Origin of the sequence: Mycobacterium innocens (assembly GCF_900566055.1) — a bacterium.
Taxonomy (GTDB): domain Bacteria; phylum Actinomycetota; class Actinomycetes; order Mycobacteriales; family Mycobacteriaceae; genus Mycobacterium; species Mycobacterium innocens.
On record NZ_UPHQ01000034.1, the window covers coordinates 1 to 11,736 of the forward strand.

Genomic DNA, 11,736 nt, shown 5'->3' on the forward strand with positions numbered 1-11,736 from the left:
CGAGGCCGGACTCGACATCACGGTCTGCCACCTGCCGCCCGGCACCTCCAAATGGAACAAGATCGAACACCGGCTGTTCTCCGCGATCAGCCGCAACTGGCGCGCACGACCCCTGGAATCCCATGAGGTAGTCATCGAAACTCTCAGAGCAACAACCACATCCACCGGACTGACGGTGAATGCGGTGCTCGACACCACCACCTACAGCCGCGGCATCAAGATCGCCGACAAGCAGATCGCCGCCCTCGAAGCCACCCAACTGCACCGTCACGAGTTCCACGGCGACTGGAACTACACGCTCACGGCCCACCCCACCGCGACACGCCCGAAAACACCCACCTAATTACTGCGCGATCCCTAAGTTGCTGCCGCACCGAACTACCGGTGGCGCGCTCACAACAGCGTGGGGGGATACTCGGCCGGGCCGGCGGCGAGCTCGCGTTCGGGCACGCTCAGCCGACCTCTTGCAGCGTTGTTCTCATCGGTGACGCGGCCGAGGACAACGACAGGCCGGGCGCGACGACTTTCACGACGGGAACGCAGGCGCCGGGGGAATCGCACACCACCGCTACCGGTTCTATCCCGGTTTGCCGCGCAACCGCCGTCGCGGCTGCAGCCACCAGGGTCGGCAACGAATCGGTGTCCGGTACCCGCCAGGACGTCGGGGTCGCCACCGGGATACGGGCAGCGCTGGCGGCCGGCGCTTCGGCGAGCCGCTCATAGATCGTCGGGGGGATGTCCTCACGAGTACCGCGGATTGCGGTGAGCCGGGATTGAGCGGCCTTGGTGATCGCCCGCTACAAAGGCCACATTGGGGTCTTGATGCAAGCCGCTGCCGGCGAACTGCACGCTCGATGTCGGTGAAATTGAAATCAGTCCGGCTGCAAAACAGTAATGATCCTGCCACACGTCCAGACGGGCAATGCGCACTTGCCTGCCGGCTCGATGAACCTGGTCGACTAGGCCGGCGCAGTCAGCGCCATCGAGATCCTGTGACCGCACAGCCCACATCGTCGATCCGGCCACCGCCGTACCCACGGCATGTCGTTCCATGATTTCGTACAGCCCGTGTAAGGCAGCCTCGTAATCGCTGTTGCCGGACGCCAAGCCTTGGGTGTGCATCGTGAACATCGGCGGTCCCCACCGATCGTTGACCGAAATATCCACCGCCACAACGGACCACGGCACCCACCTGCGCCGCCCCGTCAGCAGGGTAGTCGCGGCCATCCAGTCGAGCCTGGCGCCGCGGTGATAAAAGCTTCCGGGCGGACGCGACAGTGAACCGGGATCTAGGTCAGCGCCGAGTCGAGATCGTCGGTGGAGGTAAACCTCATGTCGGCGGTGGCGTTCTCGGCATGCCAATACTCCAGCGACTCCATCACGGCCGAAACTTGGGCCGCGCGGTAGCTGGCCGCTTTTCCCAGGCTCACCGATACCGTCAGCGATGCCGGGCGCACCGCCTGCACTGTGGGAATAGCAAGACTGTCCAGCCAGGTGATATCGGCGACGCGAGTGATACCAGCGGCGGACAGCAGTGGCTCTACGGCCTGCCATGTCTCCTCGGGGCTGATGGTCCGGTGGGTGCCCGTGCGGTGGGCCGATTAGGCAGCTACATCGTTGTTTGCTGCGGAAGCCTCACCCTGCATAGCCGCCCGCGTGGCGTCGGCCGAATAGCGAGGTTTCGCCGATGACCGCCGATCCGCCGAATGGCGCGGGTGACGTCGTCCAATCGGGGGATAGGCCCCCCATGCGGGCGTGATCAGAACTATTGCCACGTCACCGGTGGCCCGTGCGGATGACATTCGCCCAGGACCCGCACCCGGCCGTCAGGCCAAGTGGCGGCGCGGACCATGAACTTCAGCGGACTGCCGGGCCCGTTGCGTGCCGGCTCGAGGGTCAGGTGCGCGAACGGGGCGCGCATGCGGGCTTGCGCGCCCAGCTGCTCGACCGCCGCGCGGATCGCGGCGCGTTCGTCGGCCGACAGGTACTGCCAGGTGATCGAATGCCACAGCACCGTCATTGCGCCGTCGGCCAGAGTCAGAGCGGCGAGCGCCTCGGCCGCGGTCTGACGGTGCAGTTGCGCCGGAACCTTCCGGGCGACCTCGATGGCGCCGCGCAGCCGTTTCAGCCGGGCGTGCTGGTCGGGCCAGACGTAGCTCAACACGGTCATTTCGCCGTCGGCGCCGGTCACATCGATGGGCGCGATGTCGTACCCGTGGCGCTCGACGATGCACACCGCAGCGGGTGGCGGCAACCGACCGTGCCACGCATCGGCGATCGTCACCGGTGTCTCGGCCGGTCCCCACTGGCCGCCGTCGTAGCGGTAGCGGTACCGGTCTGCCCGCAGGTTCAGTCCGGCGCTCGCTCCGATCTCGAAAAGCCGTACCGGCAACCTGAATTGGTGGTTGACGTTTAGCAAGCCGCCGATCAGCGCGGCGGATCGGCCGACCTCGTTGGTTTGTGGTGGTTGGTCCAGGGCCGCCTGCAACGCATCGGTGCGATCGACCGCGACGCGCACGATGTCGGGCCAGGCGGCGGCGGCATCCCAGCTGCCGCCGGTGCTCGGATACCAGCGGCGCAACGTCGGCGCCCGGCCGTCGAGCACCAACCGGTGCAGGCCGCCGAGTAGGCGCAGCGGAACAGCGTGGCGTGCTGGGTCGTTCTCGTGGCCGGCCAGGATGGTCGCGAAGACCCCGCCGGCTTCGACGTCGGTGGCCACCAGCTCGAACAGCTCGCCGTACATCGGTGAGCCGGAGCCGGCGCAGAACCGTCCCTGCGATCGCAGGGTATGCAGCAAGTGCTCACTACTCGTGGGGCCGCTCATCCGAGCCGATCCAATCCGGCGCCGACGACGTCGAAGGCAATGCCGAGTGCCTCGGGTAGCGAGACGGATTCGTCACCCAGCCAGTTTTCGTAGGCGCTCAAAGCGACCCCGAGCATCGTCCAGGCGATGGTCTGAGGCAATAGGTTGGTGGTCTTGCCGCCGAGCCTGCGGGCCACGAACCCGGCGATCACCGCTCGCCAGCCGGCATACATCGTCATCGAATACGCCTGCAGCTCAGCGGTTTCCAGGATGATACGCATGCGCTGGCGGTGCCGGACGGTCTCGGACTCGTCGAAGGTGTTGAACGCCAGCAGCGCCGCACGCAACGCCGCGCCCAGTCGGACCCGCGGATCGATGTTGTCGAGCAGCTGCTGTAACTGCGCGAGGTGGGCGTCGAAGTCACCCCACGGAATTGCGTTCTTGGATGCGTAGTAGCGAAAGAGGGTGCGCCGGGCGATGCCGGCCGCCTGTGCGACGTCGTCGACGCTGACTTCGGCGAAGCCGCGGGCAGCGAACAACTCGATGGCAACGTCGGTGATGTGGTGCTTCGTCGTCGAGCGGCGCCGGCCCACCCGCGACTGGTGCAGCATGAGACCCCGCCCTTCCATTTCGGCACTCGATGCCATATTCTGGCGATCAGTGTGACCGGTACCACCTCTCATTGTCGAGGCCCAGGACGAAAGGCAACCACGTGGACCACGAGACTGACACCGACGTCGAGCTCGTCGACGAGACCCTGGTTGAAGAGGTTTCCATTGACGGCATGTGCGGGGTCTACTGACGCGGTGCCGGATTGCCCGGCTTCTCCTCGGGCCGCTATCCGGCCCGCATCGTCGCCGGGCGTACCGGACGACTTCGACCCGGATCGCGGCTGGCGGCTGCATCCGCAGGTGGCGGTTCGGCCCGAGCCGTTCGGCGCGTTGCTGTATCACTTCGGCACCCGCAAGCTGTCGTTTCTGAAGAATCGCACCCTCCTGACGGTGGTGCAGTCGCTGGCCGATTATCCCGACGTGCGCTCCGCCTGCCGTGGCGCCGGTGTGGCGGATTCCGGACAGCGTCCCTATCTGGATGCGCTGGGTGTGCTGGCCGCTTCGGCGATGCTGGTTCCGCGGGAGGGCAGGTGACGGTGCCCCGGCTCATCGAGCAGTTCGAACACGGGCTGGACGCCCCGATTTGTCTGACGTGGGAGCTGACCTACGCCTGCAACCTGGCCTGTGTGCACTGCCTATCGTCGTCCGGCAGACGTGATCCGCGCGAACTGTCCACGCGCCAGTGCAAGGACATCATCGACGAGCTGGAACGCATGCAGGTGTTCTACGTGAACATCGGCGGTGGTGAACCCACGGTGCGTCCCGACTTTTGGGACCTGGTGGATTACGCAACCGCCCACCGCGTCGGCGTGAAGTTCTCCACCAACGGCGTTCGGATCACCCCCGAGGTGGCAGCGCGGTTGGCGGCCAGCGACTACGTGGACGTCCAGATATCCCTCGACGGCGCGACCGCCGAGGTCAACGACGCGGTCCGCGGCACGGGGTCGTATGCGATGGCGGTGCGCGCCTTGGAGAACCTGGCCAAGGCCGGCTTCGGCAAGACCGGAGCCGCCAAGATCTCGGTGGTGGTCACTCGCCACAACGTCAGCCAGCTCGACGAATTCGCCGCCCTGGCAAGCCGTTACGGCGCCACCTTGCGGATCACCCGGCTGCGCCCGTCGGGGCGGGGCGCCGATGTCTGGGAGGACCTGCACCCCACCGCCGATCAGCAGGTGCAGCTCTACGACTGGCTGGTGCTCAACGGCGAGCGGGTGCTCACCGGCGATTCCTTCTTCCACCTTTCCCCGCTGGGCGAATCCGGGGCGCTGGCCGGCCTCAACATGTGCGGCGCCGGTCGGGTGGTCTGCCTGATCGACCCGGTGGGCGACGTGTATGCCTGCCCGTTCGCCATCCATGATCGCTTCCTGGCCGGAAACGTGTTGTCCGACTCCGGTTTTGGGACTGGGTTCGACAACGTTTGGAAGAACGCTCCGTTATTTCGTGAACTGCGGGCACCGCAATCCGCGGGCGCCTGCGGCAGCTGCGGGCACTACGACAGCTGCCGAGGCGGCTGCATGGCGGCCAAGTTCTTCACCGGCCTGCCGCTGGACGGGCCGGATCCCGAATGCGTCCAAGGACACGGTATGCCGGCCCTGGCCCGGGAACGCGATACGCCGCGCCCCCGCGTCGACCACTCCCGGAAGAAAAGCGGGCCGGTGCCCCTGACGCTGACCGTCCGTCCGCCGGCGCACCCGCCGGCCAGGCTCTGCAACGAAAGCCCGCTGTAAATCATGGCTGATGCCTGGTTCGAAACGGTGGCGATCGCCCAGCAACGCGCAAAGCGGCGATTGCCCAAGTCCGTGTACTCGTCGCTGATCGCGGCAAGCGAAAACGGAATCACGGTCGCCGACAATGTCGCGGCATTCGCTGAACTCGGCTTCGCGCCACACGTCATCGGTGCGACGGAAAAGCGTGACTTGGCCACGACCGTTATGGGCCAAGACACTTCGCTGCCGGTGATCATTTCACCGACCGGTGTGCAGGCGGTCGATCCCGACGGCGAGGTGGCCGTCGCCCGGGCGGCGGCGGCCCGGGGCACCGCGATGGGCTTGTCCTCGTTCGCCAGCAAACCGATCGAAGAGGTCATCGCCGCCAATCCCAAGATCTTCTTCCAGATCTACTGGCTCGGCGGCCGCGACGCCATCGCCGAGCGTGTCGAACGGGCGCGGCAGGCCGGAGCGGTCGGGCTGATCGTCACCACCGACTGGTCGTTCTCGCACGGGCGCGACTGGGGTAGCCCCAAGATCCCCGAAGAGATGAGCTTGTGGTCGGTGGTGCAGCGGTTCCCGGAGGCGATCGTCCGGCCGCGCTGGTTGTGGAAGTTCGGCAAGACGCTGCGCCCACCGGATCTGCGGGTGCCCAATCAGGGCCGCCGCGGCGAACCCGGGCCAACGTTCTTCGCCGCCTACGGCGAGTGGCTGGGCACCCCGCCGCCTACCTGGGAAGACATCGCCTGGCTGCGTGAGCTGTGGGGGGGCCCGTTCATGCTCAAGGGCGTGATGCGGGTTGACGACGCCAAGAGAGCGGTCGATGCCGGCGTTTCCGCGATATCGGTATCCAACCACGGCGGCAACAACCTGGACGGCACGCCTGCCTCGATCCGTGCCCTGCCCGCCGTGGCGGCAGCGGTCGGCGACCAGATCGAGGTGCTGCTGGACGGCGGTATCCGGCGGGGCAGCGACGTCGTCAAAGCGGTGGCGTTGGGAGCGCGAGCAGTGATGATCGGCCGCGCGTACCTCTGGGGACTGGCCGCCAACGGCCAAGCCGGCGTCGAAAACGTCCTCGACATCCTGCGCGGCGGCATCGACTCCGCGCTGATGGGCCTCGGTCATAGTTCGGTCCATGACCTGCGGCCGGACGACGTCATCGTGCCCGCCGGTTTCGCTCGGGAATTGGGTGTGTAACTTCCAAGTAAATTCCGGCAGCGTCAATATCGGTGGCGCAGAAAAAAATTCAGTAGAAGAGGTAACAATCGGTGCACGGCAGGTAAATTCGGCCTACCATCGGCGAGTGCCCGTGCGCGGCGAACTGGGGAACTCGACGTCGAGCCAGCTACCAAGCGTCTCGCCGTCGATAGTGGTCCCACTGGGGTCTACCGAACAACACGGTCCGCACCTGCCGCTGGATACCGATACCCGGATCGCGACCGCCGTCGCCCGGGCGGTGGCCGCGCGTATGTCCCGGCCGGACTGGCTGGTGGCTCCCGCGATCGCCTACGGCGCCAGCGGTGAGCATCAGAGCTTTGCCGGGACCATCTCCATCGGTATCGACGCCCTGGCCATGCTGCTTGTGGAGTACGGCAGGTCAGCCACCTGCTGGGCCGATCGGCTGGTTTTCGTCAACGGTCACGGCGGCAATATCGGGGCGTTGTGCCGCGCAGTCGGCCTGCTGCGCTCCGAAGGTCGCGACGCCGGCTGGTGTTCATGCAGTGCCGTGGGCGGTGACGCGCATGCCGGGCACACCGAAACATCGGTATTGCTGCATATTTCGCCGGACGATGTGCTGACCGACCGGTTGCTGGCCGGCAACGGCGCGCCGCTGCCGGAACTGCTGCCGTCGATGCGGCGCGGCGGAGTCGCGGCCGTCAGTCCGACCGGGGTGCTGGGCGACCCGACCACGGCGACGGCGGCGGCGGGAAGACTGATCTTCGCGGAGATGGTCGATGATTGCCGGCGTCGGATTGCCAGGTGGTTACCCGGACCCGACGGGATGCTGGCATGACCCAGACGCGACTGCCGGATGGGTTCGCGGTGCAGGTCGACCGCCGCGTGCGGGTGCTGGGCGACGGCGCGGCCCTGCTCGGTGGTTCACCGACCCGGCTGCTGCGGCTGGCTCCCGCCGCGCAGGACATGCTGTCCGACGGCCGACTCAAGGTGCGTGATGAGCTCAGCGCACAGCTGGCCCGCACCCTGCTGGATGCCACGGTGGCGCATCCGCGCCCCGCCAGCGGTCCCTCATACCGTGACGTCACCGTGGTAATACCGGTGCGCGACAACATATCCGGTGTGCGCCGGCTGGTGGCCTCACTGCGCGGATTGCGCGTCATCGTGGTCGACGACGGGTCGGCGTGCCCGGTCGAGTTGGAGGACTTTTCCGGGGCCCGCTGCGCCATCGAGGTGCTGCATCACCCGCGCAGCAAGGGTCCGGCGGCGGCACGTAACACCGGTCTGGCGGCCTGCGCCACCGACTTCGTGGCATTCCTGGATTCCGACGTGGCGCCACGACGCGGATGGCTCGAAGCGCTGCTGGGCCACTTCTGTGATCCCACTGTCGCCTTGGTCGCACCTCGCATCGTCGGCATGGCGCAAAGCGAGAACCTGGTGGCTCGTTACGAGGCGGTGCGCTCGTCGCTGGACCTCGGCCTGCGGGAGGCGCCGGTGTTGCCGCACAGCCCGGTGTCCTACGTACCGAGCGCCGCGATCATCTGCCGCGTCGCAGCCCTGCGCGACGTGGGTGGTTTCGACGAGTCGCTGCACTCGGGGGAGGACGTCGACCTGTGCTGGCGGTTGATCGAAGCCGGCGCGCGGCTGCGCTACGAGCCGATCGCGCTGGTCGCGCACGACCATCGCACACAGCTACGGGACTGGGTCGCGCGCAAGGCCTTCTACGGCGGTTCGGCCGCGCCCCTGGCTGTGCGCCACCCCGACAAGACCGCGCCGCTGGTGATTTCCGGCTGGGCTCTGACCGCCTGGATCCTGATGTCACTGGGCACCGGGCTTAGTCAGCTGGCATCGCTGGTCATCGCGGTGGTGACGGGTCGCCGCATCGCCAGGACCATGCGCAGTGCCGACACCTCACTGTCGGATGTGCTGGTAGTCGCTACGCGCGGATTGTGGTCCGCGGCTTTGCAGTTGGCGTCGGCTATGTGCCGCCACTACTGGCCGGTGACCTTGATTGCGGCCCTGCTGTTTCGGCGTTGCCGGCGGGTCGTGCTGGTCGCCGCGATCGTCGACGGCGTGGTCGACTGGCTGCGCCGCAAAGAGGCCGCCGACGGCGACACCGAACCGATCGGCGTGCTGACCTACGTGTTGCTCAAGCGCGTCGACGACCTCGCCTACGGCCTGGGCCTGTGGTACGGCGTGGTGCGCGAACGCAACGTCGGCGCGCTCAAACCGCAAATTCGGGTGTAACGGCCACCTTGACTGCTGCCGTCGGGCACAGCGACGTGTTGATCGTCGGCGCGGGCAGCGCCGGATCGGTTGTGGCCGCCCGGCTTTCTGCCGATCCCCGCTGTGTCGTGACCGTCGTCGAGGCGGGCCCCGGCGTCGCCGATCCGCAGCTGCTGGCACAAACCTCCAATGGGTCTCGCCTGCCGATCGGCGTCGGCAGTCCGCTGGTCCGGCGTTACCAGACCCAGCTCACCGAGCGGCCGATTCGCCGACTGGCGATCGTGCGGGGCGTGACGCTCGGTGGTTGCGGTGCAATCAACGGCGGCTACTTCTGCCGCGGACTACCACAGGATTTCGATCGCGCTGCGCTACCCGGCTGGGCATGGCCCGACGTACTCGAACACTTCCGGGCCATCGAGACAGATCTGGATTTCAGCACGCCCGCGCACGGTGGCGCCGGCCCCATCCTGGTTCGGCGGACGCGCGAGATGACCGGCATTACCCAGCGTTTCGTCACTGCCGCCGAGCGCGCCGGGTTCCCCTGGATCGACGACCTCAACGACGTTGGACCGTCGAGTGTCTCAGGGGTGGGAGCGGTCCCGCTGAACATCGTAGACGGTGTCCGGACCGGGTCCGGCGCCGGATATCTGCTGCCCGTGCTGCGACGACCAAACCTGACACTGCTGGAGCAGACGCGGGCATTGCGGTTGCGCTTCTCCGGCACCAGAGCCGTCGGTGTCGACGCGGTTGGCCCATCAGGGCCGATTACCCTGAAGGCCGACCGAATTGTTCTGTGCGCCGGTGCGATTGAGTCGGCGCATCTGCTCATGCTGTCCGGCGTCGGTGACGAGGCGATGCTGCGTGCGGTCGGCGTGCCGCTGGTGGCGGCGCTGCCGGTCGGAATGTGTTGCAGCGACCACCCGGAATGGGTGCTCCCCACGACATGGGGCGTGGTTCCCGAACGGCCGGTGCTGGAGGTGGTGCTCCACACCGCAGACGACCTCGAGATCAGGCCCTATACCGGTGGTTTCGTGGCGATGACTGGTAATGGCACTGCGGGACAGCCTGATTGGCCGCATATCGGGGTGGCGCTCATGCGGCCCCGGACGCGTGGTCGGATCACGCTGATCTCGGCGGATCCCGACGTGCCGCCGCGGATCGAGCATCGCTACGACAGCGAGCCGGCCGACGTCGCCGCTCTGCAGCGGGGTGTCCATCTCGCCCGCGAAATAGCCGGTGCGGCAACAGATATCGGGCAAGCCGCGTGGTCCACGTCACAACACCTGTGTGGCAGCGCCCCCATGGGTATCGACGGTGACCCGCGGGGCGTCGTCGACGTCCGGTGCCGGGTGCGCGGTATCGAAAACCTATGGGTGATCGACGGGTCCGTCTTGCCGGTGATCACCAGCCGTGGTCCGCACGCCACCATTGTGATGCTGGGGCATCGGGCAGCCGAATTCGTCGCATGAGCTTCAGGCGCGGTGCCGTCCTGCCGTTGCCGGCCCCGGTGCGACGACCCGGCGGATGGGACCCAGTTGCCGGCCATCCCGGCCGGGCGCCCACAGTCCGATCAGCACCGCTGCGACGGCCACAATCACGGCCATCACCAGCGTCGAGGCGTGCATGGCGGTCAGGAACGCCGACTTGCTGAAGTCCGCAAGCTGCTTTCCCTGGGGCCCGAGCTTGTTGGCCACCTCCACGGCCTTGGCCAGCGAATCGGTCGCCGGGTTGCGGACGGCCGGCGGGAAGGTCGACAAGCTCGTCGTGAGCTCTTGCGCGTAGCGTCCGGCCAGTATTGAGCCGGCCACCGCGATTCCCAACGCTCCGCCCACCTCCCGGGTGGTGTCGTTGACCGCCGATGCCACGCCTTGCTTTTCGTCGGGAACCGCCGCCATGATCGCCGAAGTTGTTGGTGCCGTGCATAACCCGATGCCTGCGCTGAGTATCAGCGCGGGCCAGGCCAGGTCGAAATAGGACGAGTCCACCGACAGCCCGCGCATGCACAGGAAGCCGACCGACATCACCAGCATGCCCACCAGCAGCACCAGCCGCAGACCGACTTTCGGGACGTACCAGAACGACAGTGCCGACAAGATGCCCAGCGGCACCATGAACGGGCCGAAGGCGACCGCCGTCATCAGGGCGGAGTAGCCCATGATCTGCTGGACGTATTGCATGCCGAGGCAGAAGAAGCCGAAGGTCGCCCCGAACAGCATGACGATCGTTCCGACCCCGGTGGCAAAGCCTGGATCGGCGAACAGCCGCACGTCGAGAAGCGGTTGCCGCCGCCGGAATTCGACGACACCGAACGCCCCGGCAAGGACCGCACCGGCGACAAGGCCGCCTACGACGACGGTGTCGCTCCACCCGCGCTGGGGTGCTTGCAAGATGCCGAATACCGACACCGCGACGGCGGCGCCGATCAGTACCGCGCCCAGCCAGTCGACTCGCGGCGCATCGGGTTCGCGTGACGACGCGACGGTGCACGTCAGCACAAAGACCAACGCGCCCGCGACGCCGAGTGCCCAGAAGATCGACTTCCAATCCCAGAAGCTGAGCAGGATGCCGGAACCGAACATGCCCAGCACCCCTCCCGAGCCCGCGACTCCGGCCCAGATCCCGACGGCCTTCATCCGCTCTTCTTTCGGATAGGCAACGGTCAGCAGGGAGAGCGTCGCGGGCATCACGAACGCCGCTCCGGCACCGGCCACCGCCCGGGCCACGATGATCTGCAGCGGGGTGTCGAAGATCGCCGGCGCCACCGAGGCCACCGAGAAGACGGTCAGACCCAATAGCAGCGCGCCACGCCGGCCGTAACGGTCGCCGATGGCCCCGGCCGGTAGCAGCAGGCAGGCCAGCGCCACGGTGTAACCGTCGACCACCCAGGTCAGCTGGGACTGCGTCGCCGAGGTCGCCACCGCGAGGTCGCCCAGTGCCGTGTTCAACGCGACCATCGACGCAACGACGAGCGACACGCCCGTGCAGGCCACCGCCAGGGTCCAGATTCGAGCGCGATGAGAGGTACCCGACGGCATCCCATCGGTACGCTGATGACGCCGGACGAGGGTGTTCACCATGCTGCACGCCTCCTTATCTGTGTTGGGGACCCCCGTAAAGGTGGATCCGTTGGTTGTTTCATCGTTGTTCGATCTCACTTCCGCTCCGTGTTGAGGGCGGTGGACCGCAAGGCGGGGTCGAGGTGGAGCGCCCGCAG

At 67.1% G+C, this 11,736-nt stretch carries 11 protein-coding genes and 1 pseudogene; 8 read left to right on the plus strand and 4 right to left on the minus strand.

Features of this window, described 5'->3' with window-relative positions:
* The coding region (locus EET03_RS31130; protein WP_425271499.1) for an ISAzo13-like element transposase-related protein at positions 1–343 on the plus strand (343 nt) is incomplete at its 5' end.
* A 109-nt stretch (positions 344–452) separates the two neighbouring features.
* On the opposite strand, the pseudogene EET03_RS32595 reads toward EET03_RS31130, so the two are convergent.
* From EET03_RS32595 to mftR, 3 genes and pseudogenes are all read right to left on the minus strand, one after another.
* Positions 453–1,598 (minus strand): annotated as a pseudogene (locus tag EET03_RS32595) (YcaO-like family protein); the annotation flags it as partial.
* 167 nt (positions 1,599–1,765) lie between these two features.
* Positions 1,766–2,824, minus strand: a complete 1,059-nt coding sequence (locus tag EET03_RS03995) for a DUF2332 domain-containing protein (protein WP_075541474.1) — start codon at positions 2,822–2,824, stop codon at positions 1,766–1,768.
* The gene (gene mftR / locus EET03_RS04000) at positions 2,821–3,414 is read right to left on the minus strand and encodes a mycofactocin system transcriptional regulator (protein ID WP_075541478.1); all 594 of its coding nucleotides are present in this window, start codon (positions 3,412–3,414) and stop codon (positions 2,821–2,823) included. The genes EET03_RS03995 and mftR overlap by 4 nt, the downstream gene beginning before the upstream one ends.
* 101 nt (positions 3,415–3,515) lie before the next feature.
* Here mftR and mftA point away from each other — a divergent pair, with 101 nt between their 5' ends.
* From mftA to mftG, 7 genes are all read left to right on the plus strand, one after another.
* On the plus strand, positions 3,516–3,605 hold the full coding sequence (mftA, locus tag EET03_RS04005) for a mycofactocin precursor MftA (protein WP_063469933.1): 90 nt from the start codon (positions 3,516–3,518) through the stop codon (positions 3,603–3,605).
* Between the two features lie 37 nt (positions 3,606–3,642).
* Positions 3,643–3,948 (plus strand): mycofactocin biosynthesis chaperone MftB, encoded by a 306-nt coding sequence (gene mftB, locus EET03_RS04010; protein WP_075541477.1) that lies wholly within the window; start codon positions 3,643–3,645, stop codon positions 3,946–3,948.
* Positions 3,945–5,141 carry a mycofactocin radical SAM maturase gene (gene mftC, locus EET03_RS04015; RefSeq protein WP_099193966.1) on the plus strand — a complete coding sequence of 399 codons (1,197 nt, stop codon included), beginning with the start codon at positions 3,945–3,947 and terminating at the stop codon, positions 5,139–5,141. The genes mftB and mftC overlap by 4 nt, the downstream gene beginning before the upstream one ends.
* Before the next feature lie 3 nt (positions 5,142–5,144).
* Positions 5,145–6,317: a pre-mycofactocin synthase MftD gene (mftD, locus tag EET03_RS04020; protein ID WP_063469934.1), complete on the plus strand. Its 1,173-nt coding sequence runs from the start codon at positions 5,145–5,147 to the stop codon at positions 6,315–6,317.
* Between the two features lie 67 nt (positions 6,318–6,384).
* Positions 6,385–7,134 (plus strand): mycofactocin biosynthesis peptidyl-dipeptidase MftE, encoded by a 750-nt coding sequence (mftE, locus tag EET03_RS04025; RefSeq protein ID WP_063470047.1) that lies wholly within the window; start codon positions 6,385–6,387, stop codon positions 7,132–7,134.
* Positions 7,131–8,543: a mycofactocin biosynthesis glycosyltransferase MftF gene (mftF, locus tag EET03_RS04030; RefSeq protein WP_075541475.1), complete on the plus strand. Its 1,413-nt coding sequence runs from the start codon at positions 7,131–7,133 to the stop codon at positions 8,541–8,543. Before mftE ends, mftF begins: the two co-directional genes overlap by 4 nt.
* 8 nt (positions 8,544–8,551) lie before the next feature.
* A complete protein-coding gene (mftG, locus tag EET03_RS04035) occupies positions 8,552–9,991 on the plus strand; it encodes a mycofactocin dehydrogenase MftG (protein WP_075541476.1) in 1,440 nt (479 codons plus the stop codon).
* A 3-nt stretch (positions 9,992–9,994) separates the two neighbouring features.
* Here the strand turns inward: mftG and EET03_RS04040 are convergent, their stop codons facing one another.
* Positions 9,995–11,599: an MFS transporter gene (locus EET03_RS04040; protein WP_075541479.1), complete on the minus strand. Its 1,605-nt coding sequence runs from the start codon at positions 11,597–11,599 to the stop codon at positions 9,995–9,997.
* Between the last annotated feature and the right edge of the window lie 137 nt (positions 11,600–11,736).